25 protein-coding genes are annotated in these 23,101 nt (G+C 68.6%); 6 read left to right on the top strand and 19 right to left on the bottom strand.

Annotation, left to right across the window (positions count from 1 at the left end; translation table 11 throughout):
- Window positions 1–180: 180 nt before the first annotated feature.
- The 3 genes from ACIPV5_RS01835 to ACIPV5_RS01825 form a co-directional block, all read right to left on the bottom strand.
- On the bottom strand, window positions 181–1,029 hold the full coding sequence (locus tag ACIPV5_RS01835; protein WP_400339276.1) for a PepSY domain-containing protein: 849 nt from the start codon (window positions 1,027–1,029) through the stop codon (window positions 181–183).
- Window positions 1,030–1,352: 323 nt separating this feature from the next.
- Entirely contained in the window at window positions 1,353–2,684 is a 1,332-nt protein-coding gene (locus ACIPV5_RS01830; RefSeq protein WP_400339274.1) for an ATP-binding protein, read from the bottom strand.
- A complete protein-coding gene (locus ACIPV5_RS01825) occupies window positions 2,677–3,354 on the bottom strand; it encodes a response regulator transcription factor (protein WP_400339271.1) in 678 nt (225 codons plus the stop codon). Before ACIPV5_RS01825 ends, ACIPV5_RS01830 begins: the two co-directional genes overlap by 8 nt.
- Before the next feature lie 158 nt (window positions 3,355–3,512).
- On the opposite strand from ACIPV5_RS01825, the gene ACIPV5_RS01820 reads away from it, so the two are divergent.
- On the top strand, window positions 3,513–4,049 hold the full coding sequence (locus tag ACIPV5_RS01820) for a hypothetical protein (RefSeq protein WP_056275524.1): 537 nt from the start codon (window positions 3,513–3,515) through the stop codon (window positions 4,047–4,049).
- A 14-nt stretch (window positions 4,050–4,063) separates the two neighbouring features.
- Here ACIPV5_RS01820 and ACIPV5_RS01815 read toward each other — a convergent pair whose 3' ends face one another.
- The gene (locus ACIPV5_RS01815; RefSeq protein ID WP_053098184.1) at window positions 4,064–4,270 is read right to left on the bottom strand and encodes a CDGSH iron-sulfur domain-containing protein; all 207 of its coding nucleotides are present in this window, start codon (window positions 4,268–4,270) and stop codon (window positions 4,064–4,066) included.
- The gene (locus ACIPV5_RS01810; RefSeq protein WP_072592124.1) at window positions 4,267–5,307 is read right to left on the bottom strand and encodes an iron-containing redox enzyme family protein; all 1,041 of its coding nucleotides are present in this window, start codon (window positions 5,305–5,307) and stop codon (window positions 4,267–4,269) included. The genes ACIPV5_RS01815 and ACIPV5_RS01810 overlap by 4 nt, the downstream gene beginning before the upstream one ends.
- 147 nt (window positions 5,308–5,454) lie before the next feature.
- Between ACIPV5_RS01810 and ACIPV5_RS01805 the strand changes: the two genes are divergently transcribed.
- Window positions 5,455–5,634, top strand: a complete 180-nt coding sequence (locus ACIPV5_RS01805) for a hypothetical protein (protein WP_053098182.1) — start codon at window positions 5,455–5,457, stop codon at window positions 5,632–5,634.
- A gap of 27 nt (window positions 5,635–5,661) precedes the next feature.
- Here the strand turns inward: ACIPV5_RS01805 and ACIPV5_RS01800 are convergent, their stop codons facing one another.
- The 4 genes from ACIPV5_RS01800 to sigJ form a co-directional block, all read right to left on the bottom strand.
- Window positions 5,662–7,047 carry an LLM class flavin-dependent oxidoreductase gene (locus tag ACIPV5_RS01800; RefSeq protein WP_053098181.1) on the bottom strand — a complete coding sequence of 462 codons (1,386 nt, stop codon included), beginning with the start codon at window positions 7,045–7,047 and terminating at the stop codon, window positions 5,662–5,664.
- Window positions 7,048–7,128: 81 nt separating this feature from the next.
- The gene (pnuC, locus tag ACIPV5_RS01795) at window positions 7,129–7,860 is read right to left on the bottom strand and encodes a nicotinamide riboside transporter PnuC (RefSeq protein WP_187249190.1); all 732 of its coding nucleotides are present in this window, start codon (window positions 7,858–7,860) and stop codon (window positions 7,129–7,131) included.
- Window positions 7,857–8,384, bottom strand: coding sequence for a GNAT family N-acetyltransferase (locus ACIPV5_RS01790; protein ID WP_400339265.1), 528 nt, complete (start codon window positions 8,382–8,384; stop codon window positions 7,857–7,859). Before ACIPV5_RS01790 ends, pnuC begins: the two co-directional genes overlap by 4 nt.
- A gap of 218 nt (window positions 8,385–8,602) precedes the next feature.
- On the bottom strand, window positions 8,603–9,514 hold the full coding sequence (gene sigJ, locus ACIPV5_RS01785; RefSeq protein WP_400339263.1) for an RNA polymerase sigma factor SigJ: 912 nt from the start codon (window positions 9,512–9,514) through the stop codon (window positions 8,603–8,605).
- 172 nt (window positions 9,515–9,686) lie between these two features.
- Here sigJ and ACIPV5_RS01780 point away from each other — a divergent pair, with 172 nt between their 5' ends.
- Window positions 9,687–10,442 (top strand): SDR family oxidoreductase, encoded by a 756-nt coding sequence (locus ACIPV5_RS01780; protein ID WP_400339261.1) that lies wholly within the window; start codon window positions 9,687–9,689, stop codon window positions 10,440–10,442.
- A gap of 58 nt (window positions 10,443–10,500) precedes the next feature.
- Here ACIPV5_RS01780 and ACIPV5_RS01775 read toward each other — a convergent pair whose 3' ends face one another.
- Complete coding sequence (locus ACIPV5_RS01775; protein ID WP_053098178.1) at window positions 10,501–11,418, bottom strand: DUF808 domain-containing protein; 918 nt, start codon at window positions 11,416–11,418, stop codon at window positions 10,501–10,503.
- Between the two features lie 151 nt (window positions 11,419–11,569).
- On the opposite strand from ACIPV5_RS01775, the gene msrB reads away from it, so the two are divergent.
- Complete coding sequence (gene msrB, locus ACIPV5_RS01770; RefSeq protein ID WP_053098177.1) at window positions 11,570–12,037, top strand: peptide-methionine (R)-S-oxide reductase MsrB; 468 nt, start codon at window positions 11,570–11,572, stop codon at window positions 12,035–12,037.
- A complete protein-coding gene (msrA, locus tag ACIPV5_RS01765; protein WP_053098176.1) occupies window positions 12,034–12,579 on the top strand; it encodes a peptide-methionine (S)-S-oxide reductase MsrA in 546 nt (181 codons plus the stop codon). The genes msrB and msrA overlap by 4 nt, the downstream gene beginning before the upstream one ends.
- Window positions 12,580–12,770: 191 nt before the next feature.
- On the opposite strand, the gene ACIPV5_RS01760 is transcribed toward msrA, so the two are convergent.
- The 3 genes from ACIPV5_RS01760 to ACIPV5_RS01750 form a co-directional block, all read right to left on the bottom strand.
- A complete protein-coding gene (locus ACIPV5_RS01760; RefSeq protein ID WP_400339258.1) occupies window positions 12,771–13,580 on the bottom strand; it encodes an alpha/beta fold hydrolase in 810 nt (269 codons plus the stop codon).
- An 83-nt stretch (window positions 13,581–13,663) separates the two neighbouring features.
- Window positions 13,664–15,115 (bottom strand): catalase, encoded by a 1,452-nt coding sequence (locus ACIPV5_RS01755; RefSeq protein WP_053098174.1) that lies wholly within the window; start codon window positions 15,113–15,115, stop codon window positions 13,664–13,666.
- Window positions 15,116–15,178: 63 nt separating this feature from the next.
- Window positions 15,179–15,601: a Fur family transcriptional regulator gene (locus tag ACIPV5_RS01750; RefSeq protein WP_053098173.1), complete on the bottom strand. Its 423-nt coding sequence runs from the start codon at window positions 15,599–15,601 to the stop codon at window positions 15,179–15,181.
- A 94-nt stretch (window positions 15,602–15,695) separates the two neighbouring features.
- Here ACIPV5_RS01750 and ACIPV5_RS01745 point away from each other — a divergent pair, with 94 nt between their 5' ends.
- Window positions 15,696–16,226 (top strand): hypothetical protein, encoded by a 531-nt coding sequence (locus ACIPV5_RS01745; protein ID WP_320489226.1) that lies wholly within the window; start codon window positions 15,696–15,698, stop codon window positions 16,224–16,226.
- A gap of 30 nt (window positions 16,227–16,256) precedes the next feature.
- On the opposite strand, the gene ACIPV5_RS01740 is transcribed toward ACIPV5_RS01745, so the two are convergent.
- From ACIPV5_RS01740 to ACIPV5_RS01715, 6 genes are read right to left on the bottom strand one after another with little or no spacing between them, the layout of a single operon-like run.
- Window positions 16,257–16,922 (bottom strand): histidine phosphatase family protein, encoded by a 666-nt coding sequence (locus tag ACIPV5_RS01740; RefSeq protein ID WP_082298058.1) that lies wholly within the window; start codon window positions 16,920–16,922, stop codon window positions 16,257–16,259.
- 47 nt (window positions 16,923–16,969) lie between these two features.
- Window positions 16,970–19,009, bottom strand: a complete 2,040-nt coding sequence (locus ACIPV5_RS01735) for a hypothetical protein (protein ID WP_400339254.1) — start codon at window positions 19,007–19,009, stop codon at window positions 16,970–16,972.
- 4 nt (window positions 19,010–19,013) lie between these two features.
- Window positions 19,014–19,997, bottom strand: coding sequence for a glycoside hydrolase family 130 protein (locus ACIPV5_RS01730; RefSeq protein ID WP_072592119.1), 984 nt, complete (start codon window positions 19,995–19,997; stop codon window positions 19,014–19,016).
- 15 nt (window positions 19,998–20,012) lie between these two features.
- Window positions 20,013–20,852: a carbohydrate ABC transporter permease gene (locus ACIPV5_RS01725; RefSeq protein WP_400339251.1), complete on the bottom strand. Its 840-nt coding sequence runs from the start codon at window positions 20,850–20,852 to the stop codon at window positions 20,013–20,015.
- 2 nt (window positions 20,853–20,854) lie between these two features.
- Window positions 20,855–21,820, bottom strand: coding sequence for a carbohydrate ABC transporter permease (locus ACIPV5_RS01720; protein WP_082586444.1), 966 nt, complete (start codon window positions 21,818–21,820; stop codon window positions 20,855–20,857).
- A gap of 10 nt (window positions 21,821–21,830) precedes the next feature.
- The gene (locus ACIPV5_RS01715; RefSeq protein WP_187249194.1) at window positions 21,831–23,099 is read right to left on the bottom strand and encodes an extracellular solute-binding protein; all 1,269 of its coding nucleotides are present in this window, start codon (window positions 23,097–23,099) and stop codon (window positions 21,831–21,833) included.
- Window positions 23,100–23,101: the final 2 nt, after the last annotated feature.

The following is a 23,101-nucleotide window of genomic DNA, read 5'->3' as shown; positions in this document are numbered from 1 at the left end:
CCGCAACGTCGGCGCGCGATGGCGACCGAACTCACTGAGAGAGACCCGACGAGTGACGGATCATGACGCTACGCGGGGAATCGCCTGCGGGAGCCGGGTTCCGCTGCCGGGACGTCTGGCTGAAACCGCGTCGAGCCGCCGACCCCATAGGGCCGGCGGCTCGAAGAACGACGAGGGCGATCAGTCGTCGATGTCGGTGCCGACGACCGCGTAGTCGGCGCTGAAGTCGATGTCGATCGAGCGGCGGTCGCTGGTGAGCACCGACGCGTCGTAGGGGCTGACCTCGTCGTTGTCGGCGTCGAGGTCGGTGATCATCCCGTCGGCCTCGGTCAGTGCGGCATCCACGAGGGCACGGATCGCGGCCTCGTCGAGGGTGTGGGTCGGAGCCGTGTCGTCGTCCTCCTGCTCGGTCGAGATCACGGTGGCGGCGAGGTCGACATCCACTCGCACCTCGGTCTCGCTGCCGTTCGCGGCGGTCAGCTGGACCTCCCAGGTGCCGTCGCGCTTCGCGTCGATCGAGGTGACGTCGCCCTCGGCGGCTCCGCGGGCGGCATCCGCGATGTCCACGAGCTCGTCGGCCGAGTCCGTGCCGATCCCGGTCACGGGGCCGCCGCCCTGCGGAGAGCCCTGATCGTCGCTGTCGCTGTCGCTGTCGTCACGGTTATCGCCGGGCTGTCCACCGCGGTCTCCGTCGTCGTCGCGGGGTCCGTCCGAGACCGAGGGGCGGTCGTCGTCGTCGCCGATGTCGTCCCCGATGGCTGCTCCGACGGCCACGCCTCCACCGGCGAGGATCAGGGCAGCGGCGACTCCGCCGCCGATCAGCAGAGCGCGCTTGCGACCGCGCTTCGCGGGAGCTGCGGACGCGGATGCCGGGGCGGCGTTCTCAGCCGCGAGCGGCGCGACGGGAACGGTCTCACCATCGTGGGACGGCGTCGCGGTGGGCGCGGGGGGTGCGGGCGGCGCTGGGGGAGTCGCGTTCGTCGGGAGGTTCTCGGGCGTCTGGTCGGGGGTCGGGTTCTTGTCGTTCATGTCTCGATGCTCTCGCGGCAGTGCTGAAGCCACCCTGAAGCGTCCTGAAGGCGTCTTCAGGAAGCAGGGGCGTCTCGGCCGCAGTGACACGTACCACCTGCAGGATCCGGGCACGGATGCAGGATGAGACATGGATCCTGTTCCCGCATCCGTGCTCGGGTCCTGCAGACGGCCCGGATGCTGAGGTGCCAGGTCCTGCAGACGGCCCGGATGCTGTGGCTCCAGGTGCTGCAGACGGCCCGGATGCTGAGGTGCCAGGTCCTGGAGACGGCCCGGATGCTGAGGCGTCAGGTCCTGCGGACGGCCCGGATGCCGAGAGAGTGTCAGTCCGAGAGGGGCAGGCCCACGACGAAGCGCGCGCCGCCCCAACGGGAGGCGTCGACCGAGACGGTGCCGCCGCCGGCCACGGCGATGCCCTGCACGATCGCGAGGCCGAGACCGCTGCCTCCGGCATCCCGGCTGCGCGCCTCGTCGAGCCGCACGAACCGTTCGAAGATGCGCTCGCGCTCGTCGGGCGGCACGCCGGAGCCGTCGTCCTCGACGGTCACGAACACCCACGAATCCTGCGGGATCACGCTGATGGCCACGCGAGCCGCACTGTGCCGGACGGCGTTGTCGGCGAGGTTGCGCAGCAGCTGACCGAGCAGGCGGGGGTCTCCGGTGACACGGGCCGCACGGATGCCGGAGCCGTCGACCTCGACGCCGCGAGACCTCAGCCGCCTCACCTCAGCGAGCGCGAGGTCGTCGAGATCGATCGCCTCGTCGTGCGTGCCGCCGCCCTCGTCGAGCCGGGCGAGCAGCAGCAGCGATTCGACGATGCCCTGGAGCCGGAGTCCTTCATCGGACACGACCTCCGCGAGCTCGCCGATGCTCGTGGTGGCCGGGTGGGCCTGCGCGAGCTCGGCGTGCTGTCGGATCGTCGCGAGCGGGGAGCGCAGCTCGTGCGACGCATCGGAGACGAAACGGCGCTGCGCCGTCGCCGAGGCGTCGAGGCGATCCAGCATCCGGTTCATGGTGGTCGCGAGCGCCGCGATCTCGTCCGATGACGGCGGCACCTCGACGCGCCGATGCAGGTGCTCGGCGGTGATCCCGTCGACCTCTTCGCGGATGCGGGTGACCGGTCGGAGGGCCCGCCCGACGACCAGCCACGTGGTCACGGCGACGAGCAGCAGCAGCAGCGGCACGGCCACCGCGAGCAGCAGCGCGACCGTCGACAGCGTCTCGACCCCGTCTTCGATCGACACCGCCAGCACGAGGGTGTCGTCGTCCTCGATGCCGTCGGAGACCACGAGCATGGGCTCGCCGCCGATCGTCAGGGTCTGCGCGCCGTCGGAGACGGGCAGAGCGGTCGACCCCAGTTCGTCGCGCGCATCCTCACTGGCGGCGCGCACCGATCCGTCGCCGCCGATGATCTGCACGATCTCGTCGTCGAGGGTGTCGATCCCGCGTTCGCCGCCTGGTCCGCCGCCGGGGCCGTCGAAGCGATCGGCGAGTTCGTCGAGGCGCTGCTCGGCGGCACGCTCCGCGCTCGCGTGGATGCTGGAGCTCAGGATGCCGTAGAACGAGAACGCCCCGATGAGCAGGGCGACGGCCACGACGAGCGTCGCGCCGAGGGTCGTCCGGGCGCGCACCGATCGGAATGAGCGCCTAGCCACCGTCGGCCGCCAATCGGTAGCCGGCACCGCGGATCGTCTCTATCGCCTCGCGTCCGAAGGGCTTGTCGAGCTTGCGGCGCAGGTGTCCGACGTAGACCTCGACGATGTTGGGGTCGCCGTCGAAGTCGTCGTCCCATACGCCGTCGATCAGCTCGCGCTTCGAGAGCACCTGACCTCGATGACGCATCAGGTGCTCGAGCACGGCGAATTCGCGGGCGGTCAGCGTGACCGGGGTCTCGCCCCGCCAGACATGGTGCGACGAGGGGTCGAGCTTCAGGTCTCCGGCTTCGAGGACGGCCGGGCGGGCCACGGCTCCCCGGCGCACGAGGGCGCGGATGCGGGCGACGAGGATCGCGAAGGAGAACGGCTTCGTCACATAGTCGTCGGCGCCGGTCTCGAGGGCCTCCACCTGATCCCACTCGCCGTCCTTGGCGGTGAGCATCAGCACGGGCGTCCAGTTCTCCTCGGCGCGCAGGGCCTCGCACACCTTCCAGCCGCTCATGCCGGGCATCATGAGGTCGAGCACGATCGCGTCGTATCGGTTCTCGCGCGCACGCCAGAGCCCGTCGACGCCGTTGTTCGCCACGTCGACCGCGAAGCCCTCGGCCTCGAGTCCCCGGCGTACGGCGTCGGCCAACCGCAGCTCGTCGTCAACCACCAGGATCCGCATTCCTCCAGTGTGGCGGGCGCACGCTGAATCCGGGCTGAAGCGCGGTCGTCGCGCCTCATCGCCGCATCCGGCCTGCACCCCGGGGCGTTGTCGCAGTGAGCGGAGGCGCACACGGAATGACCATTGGCCACTGAGCTCCCGTGTGGTTGCATGAGGGAATGACCGGACTCCGGGGGGACAGGTCGAGAGGTGCACGGCTGCTTCTCGTCGTTGCGACGACCATGATGCTCGCAGGGTGCGCGACGGCCACCGCCGGCCCGCCTGGCGCATCGCCGTCTGCATCTCCGAGTCCCACTCCCACGGCAGCGTGCCCGCAGATCGAAGGCGTCGATCTGCCTCCGGACTGCGCGCCCTACGACCCCGACGACGCGATGGCGCAGAACGAGCGCTACCGCGATCGCGTCGACCTCTCGGAGGAGAGCCGAGCCGCCGCCGAGAAACCGGCGAACGACATCCGCGCCGGCCTCGAGTCGCTCCGCACTTCCGGCGGCCTGTCGGTCGCGGCTGTGGAGGAGGTCTTCGCCGACGCCGGCCTCGCCTACGTCCAGACGCTGGGAGACGAGCGGGCCGTGGCCTTCGGTGCAGCTGCTCCCGAAGGCGGATGCATCTTCGGCGAGGTCTCGGCCGACGTGCTCACGGTCGAGATCGGCGGCGTCATCATGGACGGCGGATGCCTGCCGGCAGTCGGGCACTGACCGACGGGTTGAGATCAGGCGTCGGTGCGGAACCCCGCGGCCTTGTGGGTGCCGTCGCAGAACGGCTTGATCGTCGAGAGGCCGCAGCGGCACAGCGCCACCGTGCGGCGCGTGACCTCGATCGGCTCGCCGTCGGATGACTCCAGCACCGCCGCGCCCCGCACGAGCAGCGGTCCGTCGGGGTAGGCGGTGATGGTGACGGCATCCTCGCGCGCGCTCATCGTGCGTCCCTCGGCCGCAGCGAGGATTCTCCGCGCGTCCACGAGTCGAGCATGTGGCCCGCTGCCCAGCCGTCCACGGTCAGGCAGGCGGCCGCGCCGAACATGATGTCGGGCAGCAGCTCGGGGTGATCCTCGGCCAACCCGCCGGCGAGGTCACGCGCCGCGATCTGCTCATGCACGGCATCCGCTTCGACGTGCTCGTCGAAGTAGTCGGTCACGTCCTCACCGAACCCGAGGCGCCGCAGGCCGTCGGCGTACAGGCGGTTGGGGATCGACGAGGTCATCTCGAACGCGGCGAGGTGTCCGACGATGGCGCCGAGGAGGCGCCGGTTGACGCCGAACATCGACATCGAGTTCAGCGAGGCGAGCGTGATGGCCGGTACGTCGTCGACGTATCCGCCGTAGGTGTCGTCGAGTCCGGCGCCGCGCATCGCGCGAGCGAAGATCGTCGCGTGCACGCGGTCGGGCCGCCCGCCGCCGTACTCGTCGGACTGGATCTCGACGAGCGCCGCCTTCGCACGCCCGTGCAGGCGCGGGATCGCCCACGAGTGCGGGTCGGCCTCGCGCAGCGTGTAGATCGAGCGCTGCATGAAGAACTCGTGCATCTGCTCTTCCGTCGCCTTCTTCGCGACGTAGCGCGACAGGCTGGGACCCGTGTCGGCCTCGGCGAGGGCGAAGAGGGCCCGCCCGACGGCATCGACGGTCGGCTCGGGGAGTTCGGGCATCGGGACAGTCGCCCGCAGTGCCCGCTCGAACGCGTGCTCGAGGATTCCCCGTGTCGCGATCAACGCCGGATCCCACTCGAGGGCGGGGTCGAGCTCGGGAAGCGACCCGTACGACGAGGCGTAGAGCACGAAGAGCGCGAGCTGGATGTCGTCGTCGCGCACGACGTCATCGGTCGAAGCGAGCGCAGCCTCGGCCCTGGCACCGAGATCGTCGGCGTCTTCGCCGGTCAGTCGGCGGATGACGGCGTCGCTGAGGGGACCTCTCGCGGTGATGCCGTGAACGGCGGACGAAGTGAGTGCTGGCGCAGACATGGAGATGCTCCCAAGAGTCGGATGCTTGCAGTCTCACCCCGGTGATCAGCGCACGGGAAGGGGATTGACGGCGACGCATCGGATGCGGAAGGGCGGATGCCGCAGCGTCCGGATCTGTGACGTCGCCGCGCCGCCTAGGCTGGAACCATGAACAAGAACTCGCTCTGGACCATCGTCGGCGTCGTCCTCGCCGTGGTGATCGCCTGGTGGATCGTCAGCGCGCTGTTCTCGATCCTGTGGTTCATCGCCAAGCTGGCGATCGTGCTCGTCGTCGCGGTCGTGGTGTTCCTCGTGCTGCGCGGGCTCTTCACCTCGAAGGCCGACTGACCGCGCCCGACCGAAGGTCGCTGAGGGTCAGGCGACCGGGACGTTCGCCCCGATCCGATACCTCGCGGCGCGGTGCGTGTCCTGCACGCGGTCGCCCTTGCCCTGCAGCTTGTTGCGGAGGGTGCCCGGCGTGTACTCCTCGGGGTAGACGCCGCGTTCGCGCAGCACCGGGATGACGTGCTCGATGACGTCCTGCCAGGTGCCGGGAGTGACCGCGTAGGCGAGGTTGAAGCCATCGATGTCGGTCTCCTCCACCCACGACTGCAGCTCGTCGGCGATCTCGACGCCCGAGCCGACGATGGTCGGGCCGAGGCCGCCGATCGCGTTGTGGCGTCCGAAGTCGCCGACGGTCCACTCGCGTCCGAGGTCGGCCTCCTCCTTCAGGTGCTGCAGCACCGACTGGATGGCGTTCGACTCGACGTTGCCGACGGGCTCGTCCTCGGCGTACTGCGAGAGGTCGACGCCCATCCAGCCCGACATGAACGTCAGCGCGCCCTCGGGGCTCGCATACGAGAGGTACTCGGCGTGCTTCGCCGCGGCATCCTCGCTCGTCGCCCCGGTGATGACCGTGAGCAGCGTGTAGATCTTCGCGTCGTATCGGTCGCGGCCCGCCTCTTCGAGTGCGTCGCGGATGCGCTTCACGGTGCCGGCGAGCACCTCCTTCGACGGGGCGGCGACGAAGATCGCCTCGGCGTTCTCCGACGCGAAGCGCACGCCGCGGGGGCTCGCTCCGGCCTGGTAGATGACCGGCGTGCGCTGCGGTGACGGCTCGGAGATGTGGATGCCGGGAACGCTGAAGTGCTTCCCCTCGTGGCCGATGGGGTGCACCTTCGACGGGTCGGTGAAGATGCCGCGCTCACGGTCCTCGACGACCGCGTCGTCTTCCCACGACCCCTCCCAGAGCTTGTAGAGCACCTCGACGTATTCATCGGCATGGTCGTAGCGGTCGTCGTGCGCGAGCTGGTCCTCCTGGCCCATGTTGCGCGCGGCGCTGGGCAGGTAGCCGGTGACGACGTTCCAGCCGACACGTCCGTTGGTCAGGTGGTCGAGGGTGCTCAGACGGCGCGCGAACGGGTACGGGTGCTCGAAGGCGGTGCCGGCGGTGATGCCGAATCCGAGGTGCTCGGTGACGGCGGCCATCGCGCTGACGAGCAGGATCGGATCGTTGACCGGAACCTGGGCGCCGTTGCGGATCGCCGCCTCGTTCGTCCCGCCGTAGACGTCGTAGGTGCCGAGGACGTCGGCGATGAAGATGCCGTCGAAGGTCGCGCTCTCGAGCAGCTTCGCGAGGTCGGTCCAGTACGAGATGGTGTTGTACTGGCGCGATCGATCGTCAGGATGCCGCCACAGGCCGGACGACTGGTGGGCGACGCAGTTCATGTCGAAGGCGTTGAAACGGATCTGACGGGTCATGGGGACCAGCAAACCCGTCGATCGACCTCCCGGCCACCCCGGTGACATGCGCCGACACATTCGCCGAGTGGTCGGGGCGGGTCAGTCGCGGTCGCGGTCGACGGTCTTCATGGTGGAGGTGATGGGTCGGGGATCCGGCATGATCGTGTCGACCTGCGGTTTGGCATTCGCCTGCGCGCGGCACCACACGACGAATCCGACCGCGGTGAAGACGCCGTAGAACACGTACATCAGGCCCGTGGCGTAGAAGCCGGAGCTGAACAGCAGCGGCACGCCCACGATGTCGACGGCTATCCAGATGAGCCAGAACTCGGTCCACCCCTTGGCCATGCCGTAGGTGGCGAGCAGCGAGCCGACGAAGGTCCAGGCATCCGCCCACACGGGCTCCCACGAGCCGAGCGCGCGGAACAGGGGAGTGAGGGCGATCGTGCCGATCACCATCACGAGCACCAGGCCGATGCGGGCGCTGTTGGGCGCCCATCGCGGGGTCACGCGCCCACCGTTCGAGGCGGCCTGGCGCCAGCGCACCCAGCCGTAGATCGCGACGATGATGAACATGATCTGACGCCCGGCCTGGCCGAGCAGATGCGGCAGCTCGTGGTCGGGATTCAGGATCGACCCGAGGAAGACCGTGAGCAGCAGCAGATTGCCGACGATGCCGACCGGCCACGCCCAGATCTTGCGCTGCATGCCGCCGAGGGCGCTCGCCAGGCCGAACGCGTTGCCGACCACTTCGCGGATCAGCAGCACCTGACCGCCGGGGAGCACCCACTGCGAGTTGAAGGCGTCAGCGAGCCAGAGCAGCGGGTTCACGGGCGCTCGTCCGGGAACGGGCGCTCATCGAGCACCAGCTGCAGGAAGGTGAGATCGAGCCAGCGATCGAACTTGGCGCCGACCTGCGGCATCCGTCCGACCTGCATGAAGTCGAGGCGCTTGTGCATGATGATCGACCCCGTGTTGCTGCTCTCGATCGCCGCGACCATGACGTGCTTGCCGAGGCGTCGCGCGCGGTCGATGAGCTCGATCATGAGCGCCTTGCCGATGCCGCGCCCGCGCTGCCCCTCGCGCACATAGACGGAGTGCTCGACCGTGTGGCGGTAGCCGCTGTGCGGGCGCCAGTCGCCGAACGTCGCATAGCCGAGGACGCCGGTGTCGTCTACGGCGACGAGCACGGGATAGCCGCGCTCGGTGCGCTCGGCGAACCAGGCGGTGCGGTCGTCGACCGTGACGGCCTCTTCGTTCCAGATGGCGGTCGTGGTCAGCACCGCGTCGTTGTAGATGGCGGTGATCGCCTCGACGTCGGCGGTCTCGGCATCCCGGATCTGGTGGTCGCTCATCGGGTCTCCTGCATCTGCGCTCGGGTGCGCACGGGACGACGGTAGCAGGATGCCGGGGTGGGGTCGGTCTCCGAGGGCTCGCCGCGGCTTCCCTCGTGTGCCGCGTGCAGGACCGGGGCACGTCTGCAGGGCGAGATCCCTCGGATCCTCCTGCATCCATGCGGCAGCCCTGCAGACGGTCCGGGTCCACGGAGTCTCGGAGGGCTCGCCGCGTCGGTTCAGGTGTGAAGTCGCCAGTGCGTCAGCTTGGCGGGATTGAGGACGATCCACAGCTGATCGATCACGCCGTCTTCGACGTGCAGGTTCATGACCGAGTGCGCCTTCCCTCCGTCGCGGAACACCAGGCCGAGACCCTCGCCGAACTGCCTCTCCTCGACGGTGAAGTGCGGGTTCTTGGCTGCGATTCCGAGCAGGAAGCGCGCGACATTGTCGGCGCCGCTCACGACGTTGCGGGCTGCGCTGACCACTCCGCCACCGTCGCTGCGCAGCTCGACGTCGGGGGCGAGGAACCGCGCGAGCGCGACGACGTCACCGGTTCGTGTGGCGTCCTGAAAGGCGCGGACGACCCTGTCGTGCTCGGCGCGAGGGACGGCGATCGCCCGACTCTCGCGCACGTGACGACGAGCGGATGCCGCGAGCTGCCGCACCGCGGCGGAGGACCGGCCGACGGCCTCGGCGATCTCGTCGAACGGCACGGCGAAGACGTCGTGCAGCACGAAGGCGACGCGCTCAGCCGGAGTCATCGCCTCCAGCACGACGAGCAGCGCAGTCGATACGTCGTCGTCGAGGGTGATGCGATCGAGGGGATCCTCGGACATCGATGCCGTGTGCGAGCCGAGTGCCCCCGCGAAGAGCTCGGCCGGGACGGGCTCCGGCAGCCACGGCCCGACGTACTGCTCTCGCCGGCGCCGCGCGGAGCCCAGAAGGTCGAGGGCGACACGGCCGGCGACGGTCGTGAGCCAGCCCGCAGGGTTCGCGATCGCCTCGCGCTCCGCCTCGGCGAGCCGGTACCACCGCAGGTATGTCTCCTGCACGACATCCTCGGCATCCGCCAGCGTCCCCGTCATCCGATAGCCGAGGGCCAGCAGGCGGCGACGCTCGCGGAAGACGTCGTCGAGGTCGTCGTCCATGGGGTGCCTTTCGATGGTGCGCTGGCGCGGGTGCTCTCGCAGGATATGACGACGCAGGGCTGCGGAGTGTGAGACCTCACACTTTCGGATGCCGTCTCGTCATCTCTTGCGGACGGTGCGCGGTGGGCGCACGCTGGGCGCGGACATGCCGCGGGAACGAAGAGGAGCGCGGATGAGGATCGCAGTCGCAGGAGGAACGGGAGTGGTCGGTGGCCACGTCGTCGAGGCGGGGCGGGCCGCGGGGCACGAGGTCGTCGTGCTCGCGCGTTCGGCCGGCGCTGACGTGATCACGGGCGTCGGACTCTCCGACGCGCTGCAGGGTGTGGATGCCGTCATCGACGTCACGAACACGACCACCCTCTCGGCGGCGAAGGCTGTGGCTTTCTTCGAGACGGCGACGCGCAATCTGCTCGCCGCAGAGGAGGCGGCAGGTGTGGGGCATCATGTCGCACTGTCGATCGTGGGGATCGACGGGATCGACTCGTCCTACTACGCGGGCAAGCTCGCCCAGGAGCGGGCGGTGGCCGCGGGCACTGTGCCGTTCACGATCGCGCGGGCGGCGCAGTTCCACGAGTTCCTGGGACAGCTGCTCTCGGGGATGTCGGGGCCGATCGCAGTGATGCCCAAGCTGCTCATGCGGCCGGTGGCGGCGCGCGAGGTCGGTGCGCACCTGGTTCGGGTCGCCTCAGGTGCGGCAGCGGGGCGTGCGCGCGATCTCGTGGGGCCACGGGACGAGGTCCTGCTCGATCTGGCCCGACGACAGCTGGCGTTCGACGGGGTGCGGCGGCTGGTTCTCGGGGTGCGGCTGCCCGGCGCGTACGGGAAAGGGCTGGCATCGGGGTCGCTGCGCGGCGACGCCGATGCTCTGCAGGGAGCGATCACGTTCGACGAATGGCTGCGCACCGAGGATCACGTGCGCGGCGAGTGAGTCGCGCCCCGGATCGCATGTCGGCATACCGACTGAGATTCGAACAGCGGCGTCAGTGTCAGACGTGCACGTCGGCGGGCGATTCCTCGCCCTCGTGGAAGCTCGGCTTCTTGCCGATCAGGCGACCGATCCCGAGGATGATCCCCACGATGATCAGACCCGCGATCAGGCCCGCGATGGCCGAGAACAGCGTGTCGCCGATCCAGACGATGACACCGCCGGCCGGCTCGAGGAAGTGCTCGATGCCGTGCAGGATGTCGGCGCCGAAGTGCACGCCGACCTCGCCGAGGTTCACGAGCAGCAGGTGCCCGCCGACCCACAGCATCGCGACGGTGCCGAGGATGCTGATGAAGCGGAAGACCGCCGGCATCGAGCGCACGATGCGCGTGCCCGTGTGGCGAACTCGCTGGGACGGGTTCTTCGCCATCTTCAGACCGATGTCGTCGATCTTCACGAGCAGGGCGACTGCACCGTAGACGACGCCGGTCATGAGCAGCGCGATCACGGCGAGGATCGCGAGGGTCGTCCAGATGTCGAGGCCGGCCTCGAGGTTGGCGAGCGAGATCAGCATGATCTCCGTCGACAGGATCAGGTCGGTGCGCACCGCGCCCCACACGAGCTTGTTCTCGTTGCGGGCGCTCTCATCGGCATGGCCGTGCTGCACGCCGAACCATTCGAGCACCTTCTCGGCCCCCTCGAAGCAGAGGTAGGCGCCACCGAGGATCAGCAGATACGGCAGCACCCACGGCGCGAAGGCAGTGAGCAGCAGTGCGATGGGGATGATGATGACGAACTTGTTCGCGAGAGATCCGAGGGCGATCTTCGCCACGACCGGCAGCTCGCGCGCGGGCGTGATGCCCTGCACGTACTGCGGGGTCACGGCGGCGTCATCGATCACGACGCCGGCGGCCTTGGCCGAAGCCTTCATCGCCGCGCTGAGAATGTCATCGACGACGGCGAGCAGTCCAACCGACATGTGTGTCTCCCTGGTGTCTATGTAGCGGAGCAACTCTATCGACTGCGCACAAACTCACAGCGCGCTCACAGTCCCGCGGGACCAAAACCGGCATCCTCCTGGTTCTCTTCTATGACGCTGCAGCCAGCCGCGTCGGACAAGGAGACAGACCATGTCGAACGAGTACAGCAAGACCCCCGAGGCCGTCAGCGACCTCACGCACCTGCAGTATGAGGTCACGCAGGAGGATGCGACCGAGCCGCCCTTCCGCAACGCGTACTGGAACACTCACGACGACGGCATCTACGTCGACGTCGTCTCGGGTCAGCCGCTCTTCGCGTCGACCGACAAGTTCGACAGCGGCACCGGATGGCCGAGCTTCACCAAGCCCATCGAGGCCGACGCCGTGACCACGCGCACCGACCGCACGCTGTGGATGAAGCGCACCGAGGCGCGTTCCAGCGGCGCGGACAGCCATCTCGGGCACGTCTTCGACGATGGACCCCGAGACGCAGGAGGACTCCGGTACTGCATGAACTCCGCCGCCCTGCGCTTCATCCCGGCTGACAGCCTGGAAGATGAGGGGTACGGTCGCTACCGTCACCTCTTCCCCACCCCGAACTCCGAGGAGAACTCATGACCGACACCGGAACAATCACCCGCACCCCCGGGACCGAGACCGCCGTGCTCGCCGGCGGCTGCTTCTGGGGCATGGAAGACCTCATCCGCCGCCAGCCCGGCGTGCTCGACACCCGTGTCGGCTACACCGGCGGCAGCAACGACCACGCGACCTACCGCAACCACCCGGGTCATGCCGAGGCTGTGGAGATCGTCTTCGATCCCACGAAGACGACGTACCGCGACATCCTCGCTTTCTTCTTCCAGATCCACGACCCGTCGACCAAGGATCGCCAGGGCAACGACATCGGCTCGAGCTACCGCTCGGCGATCTTCCCGCTCAGCCCCGAGCAGGAGGCCGTCGCGCGCGACACCATCGCCGACGTCGACGCCTCGGGTCTGTGGCCGGGCAAGGCCGTGACAACGATCGAGCCCGTCGGCCCGTTCTGGCAGGCCGAAGAGGAGCACCAGGACTACCTGATCAAGTACCCCAACGGCTACACCTGCCACTTCCCGCGTGCGGGATGGGTGCTGCCGAAGCGCGAAGAGAACGCGACGGTCTGACCGTCACCCCGAGAGCCCTTCGTCTCCCCGAGACGGAGGGCTCTTCTCGTGCCCGCGGTCAGTGCTCGGGCAGACGGCTGCCGCTCCGGCAATGAAGGAGATCTCGCGGATCGAAGGAGCGGATGCTGAGAAGCATCCGTCGTTGCCTGAGATCTCCTCCGCTACGAGTGGGCAGGCGTGGCGCCCCGCGGTCAGCTCTCCGACAGGAAAGCGAGCGCGGCTTCCTTGAAGGCGCGCGATCCCGGTGCGTTGAAGTGGTTGCGATCGGGGATCTCGAAGAACTGTCCCTGCGGGGCAGCTGACGCCAGGGCGCGAGAGCCCTCGATGATGGCATCCTTCGACCCCGTCGCGAACAGGATCGGGCTCGCCGGCGCGTTCGACGGGTCGGGATCGATCGTCCGAGACGACCGCATCCCCTCGGCCAGCGCCACGAGCGCGCCGAGGTCGTTGCCGGGCACGCGCTCGGTCAGCGCGATGTAGTTCTGCGTCGTCGGATCCGCGACGGGCGTCCCGTCGGCGAGATACGCGCGCACCTGGTCGAGATCGAGCCGCGCGAGAGGGATGCCGTCCGGCACCCCTCCGAGCACGGCGCGGCCGATCCGGTGGGGCAGATCGCGCACGACCTCCCAGCCGACCCGGGCCCCGAGCGAGTATCCGACGTAGACGGCCTCGTCGACGAGATACATGTCCATGACCGTCTCGACGTCGGTCGCGAGAGTGCGGATGCCGTAGGCGTCGGCCTGGTGCGGCTTCTCGCTGAGCCCATGGCCCCGCTGATCGAGCGCGAGCACCCGATACCCCGCCTTCGTGAGCTCGCGCACCCACCCCGTGAGCACCCAGGTGTCGCGGGCGCTCGACGCGAAGCCGTGCACGATCACCGCCACGGGAGCATCCACATCACCCCAGGTGTAGGTCGCGAGGCGAGTGCCATCGGCGGCGTGCACCTGCTGGGGTGCGGGCATCTGGGTCAGGTCGGAGAGAGGAACAGCCACGGCATCCATTGTGCTCCCCCTGCGATGCCCGAAGACGCCGAGACCCACCGGCCCCGAAGGGACGGTGGGTCTCGGTCCTCAGCGGAGGCGGCTCAGAAGCGAGCGCGCAGAGCGTCGCCCAGCGAGGCGTCGACGTTCGTCCAGTACTGGAAGAACCGCTCGCGGATCGCGTCGATCGTGATGCCCTGTCCCTGGCCGGTCAGCGTGTCGAGGAAGCGCGCGCGCTGCTCGTCGTCGAAGACCGTGCGGTAGAGCGTGCCCGCCTGACCGAAGTCGTCGTCGTCGAGGTGCAGGGTCGCGGCGGCGCGGATCAGCTCGCCGTCCGACTCCCAGCTCGCCTCGACACCGGCAGCGGGGTCAGCCGTGGGTCCGCCGGCGGGGCCGTAGGAGTTCGGCGTGTAGACGCGGTGCTCGGCCGGGTTGAACTTGTACTGCATCTGGCCTTCGTGCATGTAGTTGCGCACCTCGGCCGCGTGCGGCTGGTTGACCGGCAGCTGGTTGTAGTTCGCACCGATGCGGTAGCGCTGAGCATCCGAGTATGCGAACACGCGAGCCATGAGCATCTTGTCGGGCGAGATGCCCGTGCCGGGAACCTGGTTGCCGGGCGAGAAGGCGGCCTGCTCGATCTCGGCGAAGAAGTTCTGCGGGTTGCGGTCGAGCGTGAACGTGCCGACCTTGATGCGCGGGTAGTCCTTCTTCGACCAGGTCTTCGTCAGGTCGAACGGGTTGAAGCGGTAGGTCTTGCCCTCTTCGTAGGGCATGACCTGCACGTAGACGTCCCACGAGGGGGCGTCGCCGCGAGCGATCGCGTCGAACAGGTCGCGACGGTAGTAGTCGGCATCCGATCCGGCGAGCTTCTCGGCCTCTTCGGCGCTCATCGCCTCGACGCCCTGCTTCGACAGGAAGTGGTACTGCACCCAGAAGCGCTCGCCGGCGGCGTTGACCCACTGGTAGGTGTGCGATCCGTAGCCGTTCATGTGGCGCCAGCTGCGCGGCAGGCCGCGGTCGCCCATGAGGTAGGTGACCTGGTGGGCGGACTCGGGGGAGAGGGTCCAGAAGTCCCACTGCATGTCGGCGTCGCGCAGACCCGAGTCGCCGAGACGCTTCTGCGAGTGGATGAAGTCGGGGAACTTCATGGCGTCGCGCAGGAAGAAGGTCGGGGTGTTGTTGCCCACGATGTCGAGGTTGCCCTCGGGCGTGTAGAAACGCAGCGCGAAACCGCGCACGTCGCGCCAGGTGTCGGGCGAACCCTGCTCGCCGGCGACCGACGAGAAACGCAGCAGCGTCTCGCTCTGAGCGCCCGGCTGGAAGGCCGCGGCACGGGTGTAGGCCGACACGTCCTCGGTGACGGTGAACGTTCCGAAGGCTCCGCCGCCCTTGGCGTGGGGGTTGCGCTCCGGCACGCGCTCGCGGTTGAACGACGCGAGCTTCTCGACGAGGTAGCGATCGTGCAGAACGGTGGGGCCGTCAGCTCCGACGGTGAGCGAGTGCGCGTCGCTCGCGACGGGGGTGCCCGTCTGGGTGGTGGTCGATGGGTCGGTCATGTTCTTCTCCTTCTGCACGCAGACACGACGATCATCCCGGGTGCCCGGGATCGGCGTCGGATGCTACTGCGCGGCGTTCTGGCAACTGGGGCACAGGCCCCAGAAGGTCACTTCGGCTGTCTGGACGGTGAATCCCCCCGCCGAAGACGGGGTGAGGCACGGCGCTTCGCCGACGACGCAGTCCACATCGCCGATCGCACCGCACTGGGTGCACACGATGTGGTGATGGTTGTCGTCGATGCGCCGCTCGTAGAGCGCCGCGGAGCCTGCCGGTTCGATCCGGCGGATGAGGCCCGCCGTCGTCAGGTCCGCGAGGATGTTGTGCACCGACTGGATCGACGTCGTCGGAAGCACGTCGGACACGGTGCGGAAGATCCGCTCCGCATCCGTGTGGGCCATGGATTCCAGTGCCTCGAGCACGGCGACGCGGCCCGCGGTCGCACGCAGCCCGGCACCGCGAAGTGCCGAGTCGAGTTCTGTCTCCATGGCCCCGACTCTACCGTTTATTTTGAGTAACTCAAAAGAATGGCGTGTCGGGCGCGGCGGTTGCATCATCCTGGCTCATCCGTAGCGTGGAGGGATGTTCAGGAAAAGAGCGGCGACGATCGGACTGGTCCTGATGGCGGGCATCGCGCTCGCCGGATGCACGGGAGAGCCGTCGGGGTCGGCGACCGGATCGACGTCTCCCTCGCCATCTCCGAGCGGCTCCGCGTCGACGGCGACTCAGGATGCCGACTCCGACGAGGCGCAGCTTCCGCTGCCCGTGGACGAGATCCCCGAGTGGGCGCAGACCGCGGTACCGGGGTCGGACTCGCCCGGATACGTCTTCGGCTTCTCCGGATGGATGAGCGAGAACAGCTCGGCCAACGACGTCACCAGCTTCACATCGCTCGAACCGGGGACCTATCAGGCGCAGTTCGCATGCCGAGGCGAGGGGACGATCGTGCTCACCGTCAGTGAACTCGATGAGGGATCGCCGTCGGAGCCGATCGCGTGCACGAACGAGACGATCGCGTTCGACGTCACGAATGCCCGGACCGGGGTGAGGTTCGAGCTCGCTCTCGACGGCGCTCCCACGATCAATGCGATCTCGCTCGTCACCGTGCCGTGAGTTTCCAGTGCTCTCGTTCCGCTGCGGGGGTCAGGACTCCGACGGTGCGAGGGGCAACTCGAGGCCGTAGTTCCACGTCAGGATCGCCGGCTGCTCGCGATAGAAGCTCAGCACCGACACCGATCCGGCATCCAGCGTGATCTGCGCGCCGAAGCGCGGAGCGAGGCGCAGGTAGACGGCGGTGAGGATGCGGAGGAAGTGGCCGTGCGCGACGAGTGCCACATCGCCCTCGGTCAGCGCCGGCAGCACCCGTGTGAGCACGCGGGACGCGCGGGCGGCGACCTCCTCCACGGTCTCGCCCGGCGTCGCGCCCCGGATCACACCGTGGGTGAAGGCGCTCCAGTCGTAGCCGAGCTCCTCGCGGATGTCCTTCGTCGTGCGACCCTCGTATCCGCCGTAGTCCCACTCGACGAGCAGCGGATCGACCTCGGCGTGAAGCCCCGCGAGCTCGGCCGTGCGCCGAGAGCGCTCGAGGGGTGACGACAGGACGAGCGAGAAGTCGTAGTCGGCGACCAGCCTCCCGGCAGCGCGAGCGAGGTCTTCACCCCGCGCTGTGAGCGGGATGTCGGTGAGGCCGGTGTGGCGGCCGGCCCTCGACCACTCCGTCTCGCCGTGGCGCAGGAGGACGAGCTTTCCCGAGGGATTGTCGGGGGCGGGGCGATCGGGCAGCGGGTCGTACTCGGGAAGCGCAGGCACACCGCAACCGTAGTCCGCACGCGTGCCGACGGCACAGCCCCGCGCCCTCACCGCGTGATGGTGAAACCTCCGCCGCGCACGCGAACCCTGCCGCCCTGCACAGCCTGGCCACGCTGCGACCCGTCGGCCTCGTAGGCTCGGCCCGATCCCGCAGCGAGGGGCGAGACTCGCTGATCGCGCCGAGCGCCGTTCGCGTACAGCACCGCGGAACCGGATGCCATGGCATACACGGCCGTGGACACCGCCGGCTGGATGACGAGAGCGTCGAGCCGCAGATCGCCGGTGCTCGTGCACCGGACGGTCACCGCATCGGCGGGAAGATCGCCACCGAGCAGCTGGGGAACGAGCATCCCGTCGGCCTCCGTGAGGCCGCGATCGCCCGTTCCTCCGGCAGGGGTTCGCGTGCTCCAGAGCCGCCTGCCACCGCGGAACACCTCCCACACCGCCTCTCCGGCATCCGCCTTCTGTCTCCAGACGAGACCGTGCAGGATGCCGCCGGCCTCCGTCACATCGAACTCGACCGACTCGCCCGCGGGAACCCGCACATACGCGGCTCCCGAGAGGTTGCCCTCGCCGATCCACGCGCCGCCCTCTGGCCGCACGACCTCGCAGCCCGCCGAGAGCCGAGCGCCCTCGGCATCGATCACCCGAAGTCCCGAGAACGAGGACAGGCCGGTGATCGATGTCGCGATGCGTGCGATGTCGCGGTTCGCGTCGAGCAGCAGCATCGTGAGCAGCCCGTGGATCGTGGACTCAGCCCCCGAGTTGCGATTCACGCGCCCGTCGGTCTCCACGCCGTCGAACGTCACGCCGGTGCCCGGGTCGTACACCGGGACGCCTGCGGTGTTCGCCCCGAAGAACCAGCTGGCAGTCAGCCCGGCGAGCACGCGCAGACCTTCTCCGCCGACGGACGCCGCCTGCACGGCGCCCGCGACGCGGCCGTGTGCGCCGTACGCGATCTGCGCCTCCGCGGGCAGCGGCGCCCAGGCGTTGTGCGGTCCGCCCGAGGCGAGCACCTGCGGGGTGAACGTCCCCGCGTCCGCCACGGCCGCGGCGGTCCACTCTCGGCGGCGCAGCAGCGCACCCGCGCGAGCCAGTGCCTCCGGTGCGGCAGCGCCCCAGGCATGCCAGAAACCGAGAGATCCGGTCCACGGCAGAACGGCGCCGAACGGCCATCCCTTCGCCGGGTCGGTGGCCATCGCGGCCACCCCTTCTCCGTAGGTCTGCAGAGCCTGACGGCTGCGCGCATCTCCGGCCTCGGTCGCCGCAGCGAGCCCGAGCATGGCCTCGGCCGTCGCATCCGCGCCGCCGGCGATCAGCCAGGCGGGCAGATCCCGTCCGTCGCTGCGCACCCAGTGACCGGCACGCGACAGAGACTCGCGACCGAGCGCGTCGAGAGCGAGATGCAGCCGTGCGAGCAGGAACGCCGCGAACTCGGAATCCTCCCGCCGGAACGCCGCATAGCCCTCGCCGAATGCCCAGACCGAACGAGCGAGCCAGTAGGACTCGGCGGAGTCCGACGGGTCGGGCAGTTCGACGGGGATCGCGCTGGGGTTCAGGGTGCCGTCCTCCTGCTGCCACAGCACCACCCGGCCGGCATTCGGCCCGCTCGTCGTCTGCAGGAACGCCAGCGACCTCAGCACATCGCGTGCCTCGTCGCGGGCCTGCGCGTCGCCGGTCGCCTTCCACGCGCGCAGGAACACGATCGCCGCTCGCGCGATGTCATCCGCGTTGTAGGCGCCCTGCGTCCAGTACCCGGTCACGGCGTCGCGAGTGCCGCCACCGACCGGACGGAATCCGCCCGCACCGTCGGTGTCGGCATAGGTCCACGGTGCGAGGACGCGGGGTGAGGCGTCGATGCCGAACGTGGTGTGCGTGGTACTCGCCACCACGGGAACCTCGGCGAGCAGGAAGCGCAGGTGTGCGAGGTTCGTGAGCCGCGCGCCTCCACCCGCGCCGATCGGTCGAGATCCGAGCGGCGGTGGGGCGGGCGCCGAGGCGTGCGCTCCGGCAGGGTCGAGCGGAAGCAGCGCGAGTGCAGAGGTCGCGGCTGCGGCGGTCAGGAACGTGCGTCGGGAGATGGACATGCTCTCATTCCTCGTTCGCGTCTCTCAGTGCCCGGCCCCACGGCTGCGCGGGATCGTGGATGGCGACGGCCAGCGTCGTGTCGGACTGCCCGTAGTAGGCGAACCACTTGCCTCGGAACTTCACGAGTCCTTCGACGAACGTGACGTTCGACACCAGGCCGTTCATGTCCTCGAATGTCTGCGGCCTCAGCCATGGCTCCTGCAGGCGGGCGATCACCTTCGTCGGCTCGTCGGGGTCGATCGCGATCTGCCCGCACCGGTAGTCGACGTCGACCGATCCGTCGTCATGCACGACCCTCGTCGCGCCGTTCGTGAGGAACACCAGCAGTCCGTTGTCGGCGAGCACGGGCGAGGTGCCGATCTCGACGAGCGCTTCGTCCCAGGTGCCCGGGGTCGGCGAGTACATCGGATCGGTGTCGGCCGTGCCCGGCGTCCAGTGGATGAGGTCGTCGCTGGTCGCCCAGTAGATCGCCCCCTCGCCGAAGTACATCCACCATTTGCCGTGCATCTTCTGCGGCACGATCACGCCGGCCTTCGACCAGTTGAACCCACGCGGATCCATGGTCTTGAACGTGTCGAAGTCGTCGAACAGCGGGCCGTGCTTGGTCCAGGTGCGCAGGTCGGTCGAGGTGGCGAGGCAGAGCTGGGCGCTGCGTCGGTCCCATCCCGTGTAGGTCAGATAGTAGGTGCCGTCGATCAGCGCGATGCGCGGGTCCTCGCATCCGAAGCGCTCGTAGTCCTCTGAGGGGGAGAGGATCGGCGCGTCCTCGCGGGTGAAGTTCACGCCGTCGCTCGATCGCGCGATGCCGATGTGCGAGACGATGTCGTCGGCGTGCGCCCGATAGAGCAGCACGACCTCGTCGCCGTCGACGATCGCGGCCGGGTTGTAGAGATTGGCCGACTCCCAGCTGTCGCCTTTCGGTCGAAGGATGGGATTGGCCTCGTAGGGGACGAAGGGGCCCAGGGGGAAGGTTGCTCCGGTGAACATGGGATGCCTTTCTGGCTAGCCTTTGACGGCGGCGCCGAGGTCGGTGGCTCGGAAGAACCGCTGGAAGACGATGAACAGGATGACGACGGGGAACGCGAGCGCCGTGGCGCCGGCGAGGATGGCCCCGTTGGGATTCGCCGTCGACTGCGCGACGTTGGAGATGTAGTTGGCGAGCGATACGGCGAGCGGCTGCAGCGACGCGTCCTTCGTGATGAGGAACGGCCAGAGGAACTCGTTCCAGGGGCCGATGAACGTGACGAGCACCACCGTGACGAGTACCGGCTTGATCAGCGGGATCGCGACGGACGTCAACAGCCGGATCTCGCCGGCTCCGTCGATGCGCGCCGCCTCGAAGATCTCGACGGGCAGCGCCTTGAAGAACTGCACGAAGATGAACACCGCGGTCGTGTTGATGAGGAACGGCAGGATCATGCCCATGTATGAATCGCCGAGCCCGTAGTTGCGGGTGATCTGCACGTAGAGCGGGATCATCAGCAGCTGGAACGGCACCATCTGCACGAGCAGCATGAGCACCCAGATGACGCCACGGCCGCGGAAGTCGAGCCTCGCGATCGCATATCCGGCGAGCAGCCCGAACACCACGGTGCCCAGCAGCACACCCGCCGTGAAGATCAGCGAGTTGAGCAGGGAGCCCGCGAGATCGATGCGGGAGTCGATCGCGAGGAAGTTCTCGACCGTCCACCCGCTCGTCGGGAAGAGCTCGCTGGGCGAGTTCGTCGGATTCTCCTGGAAGGCCCCGACCAGCATGAAGTAGAACGGGAAGGCGAAGCCGATGGCCGCGACCGTGAGCAGGATGAGGCTCAGGATGCGGGGCAGTGAACGCGTGCGTCTCATGGTCATCGCTCCCTGGTCGCGCGGTTGGCGGCGAGTGACAGCATCCCGACCAGGATCACGAGGATCATGCCGATCGCTGCCGCGGTGTCGGGGTTCTGCTGCTGGATGCCCAGCTGGTAGATCAGCAGCACGGGGGTCGACGAGGCGCCGTCGGGGCCACCGCCGTTGGTCAACAGGTAGGGCTCGGTGAAGAGGTTGGCTCCGGTGATGATCGACAGGATCAGCACGAGCGTGGTGGCGCTACGGACGCCGGGAACCGTGACGTTCCAGAATCGGGAGAATGCTCCCGCGCCGTCGGTCTCGGCCGATTCGTAGAGCTCCTTCGGCACGTTCTGCAGCGCCGCGAGATACAGCAGGATGTAGAAGCCCAGCTGCTTCCACGTGACGTAGAGCGCGATCATCGGCATCGCCAGCCCGCTGTTCACGAGCCACGACGGATCGGGGGCGAGCGGGCCGAGGATCGTGTTGATCAGACCGTTTCCCGAGAAGAGCAGCATCCACACGCCGACGAGCGAGACACTGGCCGTCAGATACGGCACGTAGAACGCCACGCGGTAGGCGGCGACCCAGCGGATGCCGGTGTTCAGCGCCGCGGCCAGCACGAGCGAGAGCACGGCGGTGAGCGGCACGTTGATGACGAGGAAGATCAGGGTGTTGCGGAACGAACCGAGCACTCTCGGGTCGGTGAGCACGGTCACGAAGTTGTCGAAGCCCACGAACGGTCGCTCGACCTCGACGTTGGGCGCGGTGAAGAAGTAGTCGTGGAAGGCGATGTAGACCGCGAATCCCAGCGGGAACGCGAAGATCGCCAGCACGAAGACCAGGTACGGCAGGGCGAACAGGCCGCCGATCGGTTGCGCACCCAGCAGTCGGGTGCGCAACCGCGCCCTCGGTGGCCGGCCCGCGGACGGGGCCGGGGCTGAAGTGCCCCCGGCCACGTCCGCGACGGCGTCGTCTCGGAGCGTCATCGCAGACTCATCACTCGGCGACGAGGTCGTCGATCTTCGTCGTGGCGTTCTTCAGGAAGTCGTCGATCGACTCCTTGCCGAAGATCACGGCGGCGGAGTACTCGTCGCGGAACGCCTGCCAGGCCTCCACGGAGTTCGGGATGCTGGGCACGTCGGCCGTCGCCTCGGCCTGCTCGGCGAACGCGACGTAGTTCGGGTTCGCATCGAAGTAGTCGGCGTAGGTCTCCGTGAGGTCGGTGCGCATCGGCATCTGACCGGTGGCCTCGAGCAGCTGTCCGTCGCTGTCGACGCTCGTCGAGAACTTCAGGAACTCCCACGCGGTGCCCTGGTTCTCGCACGCGGTGAACATCGAGACGCTCTTCGAGTCGGCGAAGGTCGTCGGGTTCTCGCGGCCGTCGCTGGTCGGGACCGGCATGAACCCGACGTCGACGGTCTCGGCGTACGAGGGGATCGCCCACGGACCGGCGAGCTGCATGGCGGTGGTGCCGGCGGACATCGCATCGTCGGTCGACGCCTCGTTCGGCGAGAGCTTCTCGTCATAGAACGTCTTCCAGAACTCGGCGACCTCGCGGCCGGCATCCGAGTCGACCGTCGCCTTGCCGTCTTCGACGAGCATGGTGCCGTCGGTCTCGGCGAGGTAGAGCGGGTAGAAGTCGAACCAGGGCTGGTAGAACTCGCTCGTCGGAGCCGGCCAGATGGCGCTTTGCACACCGGAGGCGACGATCGCCTTGGACCCCTCGATGAACGCGTCGTACGTGTTCATCTGCGGGTCCTCGGGATCGATGCCCGCGGCCTGGAACAGCGCCTTGTTGTACATGACCATGACGGGGTTCGACTTCCAGGGCAGCTGGTAGAAGCTGCCGTCGGTCGCATACGAGTCGACCTCTCCTCCGCGCTCGGTGATGTAGTCGCTGCCGCCCTCCATGGTGCTGAGGTCGACGAGTCCGCCCTGCTTGACCCAGCCCGAGACGGCGGCCGGGGCCACGTTGTAGACGAGGCAGGGTGCGGTGCCGGCGGTGATCGCGGCGGTGATGGCCTCTTCCGACGACGAGCCCGCGGGGATCTCCTGGGCGTTGACCTTCTCGTCGGGGTGCTCGGCGTTCCAGGCGTCGACGACGGCGGTGCCCCAGGCGACCTCCTGCTCGTTGTTCGACAGCCAGATGTCGATGGAGCCGGTGCCGTCGGCCGAGGCGTCGCCGCCCCCGCCTCCTGACGAGCATCCGGTGGCGACCAGTGCGACGGCTCCCAAGAGCGCTGCTGCGCGGATCTTCTTCTTCATGT

Source organism: Microbacterium sp. NPDC090014, from assembly GCF_044748285.1.
Lineage (GTDB): Bacteria > Actinomycetota > Actinomycetes > Actinomycetales > Microbacteriaceae > Microbacterium.
The sequence above is the reverse complement of the archived record's forward strand: the minus strand, read 5'-3'. Positions and strand labels throughout refer to the sequence as shown.

What these genes read in the sequence shown, in the direction of transcription:
- ACIPV5_RS01800 (WP_053098181.1), bottom strand. Translation starts at nt 7,047, where the DNA reads ATGACCCGTCAGATCCGTTTCAACGCCTTCGACATGAACTGCGTCGCC.
- msrA (WP_053098176.1), top strand. Translation starts at nt 12,034, where the DNA reads ATGACCGACACCGGAACAATCACCCGCACCCCCGGGACCGAGACCGCC.
- ACIPV5_RS01805 (WP_053098182.1), top strand. Translation starts at nt 5,455, where the DNA reads ATGAACAAGAACTCGCTCTGGACCATCGTCGGCGTCGTCCTCGCCGTG.
- ACIPV5_RS01750 (WP_053098173.1), bottom strand. Translation starts at nt 15,601, where the DNA reads ATGGAGACAGAACTCGACTCGGCACTTCGCGGTGCCGGGCTGCGTGCG.
- ACIPV5_RS01815 (WP_053098184.1), bottom strand. Translation starts at nt 4,270, where the DNA reads ATGAGCGCGCGCGAGGATGCCGTCACCATCACCGCCTACCCCGACGGA.
- ACIPV5_RS01725 (WP_400339251.1), bottom strand. Translation starts at nt 20,852, where the DNA reads ATGAGACGCACGCGTTCACTGCCCCGCATCCTGAGCCTCATCCTGCTC.
- ACIPV5_RS01730 (WP_072592119.1), bottom strand. Translation starts at nt 19,997, where the DNA reads ATGTTCACCGGAGCAACCTTCCCCCTGGGCCCCTTCGTCCCCTACGAG.
- ACIPV5_RS01780 (WP_400339261.1), top strand. Translation starts at nt 9,687, where the DNA reads ATGAGGATCGCAGTCGCAGGAGGAACGGGAGTGGTCGGTGGCCACGTC.
- ACIPV5_RS01735 (WP_400339254.1), bottom strand. Translation starts at nt 19,009, where the DNA reads ATGTCCATCTCCCGACGCACGTTCCTGACCGCCGCAGCCGCGACCTCT.
- ACIPV5_RS01755 (WP_053098174.1), bottom strand. Translation starts at nt 15,115, where the DNA reads ATGACCGACCCATCGACCACCACCCAGACGGGCACCCCCGTCGCGAGC.
- msrB (WP_053098177.1), top strand. Translation starts at nt 11,570, where the DNA reads ATGTCGAACGAGTACAGCAAGACCCCCGAGGCCGTCAGCGACCTCACG.
- ACIPV5_RS01835 (WP_400339276.1), bottom strand. Translation starts at nt 1,029, where the DNA reads ATGAACGACAAGAACCCGACCCCCGACCAGACGCCCGAGAACCTCCCG.
- ACIPV5_RS01760 (WP_400339258.1), bottom strand. Translation starts at nt 13,580, where the DNA reads ATGGATGCCGTGGCTGTTCCTCTCTCCGACCTGACCCAGATGCCCGCA.
- ACIPV5_RS01745 (WP_320489226.1), top strand. Translation starts at nt 15,696, where the DNA reads ATGTTCAGGAAAAGAGCGGCGACGATCGGACTGGTCCTGATGGCGGGC.
- ACIPV5_RS01825 (WP_400339271.1), bottom strand. Translation starts at nt 3,354, where the DNA reads ATGCGGATCCTGGTGGTTGACGACGAGCTGCGGTTGGCCGACGCCGTA.
- ACIPV5_RS01790 (WP_400339265.1), bottom strand. Translation starts at nt 8,384, where the DNA reads ATGAGCGACCACCAGATCCGGGATGCCGAGACCGCCGACGTCGAGGCG.
- sigJ (WP_400339263.1), bottom strand. Translation starts at nt 9,514, where the DNA reads ATGGACGACGACCTCGACGACGTCTTCCGCGAGCGTCGCCGCCTGCTG.
- ACIPV5_RS01720 (WP_082586444.1), bottom strand. Translation starts at nt 21,820, where the DNA reads ATGACGCTCCGAGACGACGCCGTCGCGGACGTGGCCGGGGGCACTTCA.
- ACIPV5_RS01820 (WP_056275524.1), top strand. Translation starts at nt 3,513, where the DNA reads ATGACCGGACTCCGGGGGGACAGGTCGAGAGGTGCACGGCTGCTTCTC.
- ACIPV5_RS01810 (WP_072592124.1), bottom strand. Translation starts at nt 5,307, where the DNA reads ATGTCTGCGCCAGCACTCACTTCGTCCGCCGTTCACGGCATCACCGCG.
- ACIPV5_RS01715 (WP_187249194.1), bottom strand. Translation starts at nt 23,099, where the DNA reads ATGAAGAAGAAGATCCGCGCAGCAGCGCTCTTGGGAGCCGTCGCACTG.
- ACIPV5_RS01775 (WP_053098178.1), bottom strand. Translation starts at nt 11,418, where the DNA reads ATGTCGGTTGGACTGCTCGCCGTCGTCGATGACATTCTCAGCGCGGCG.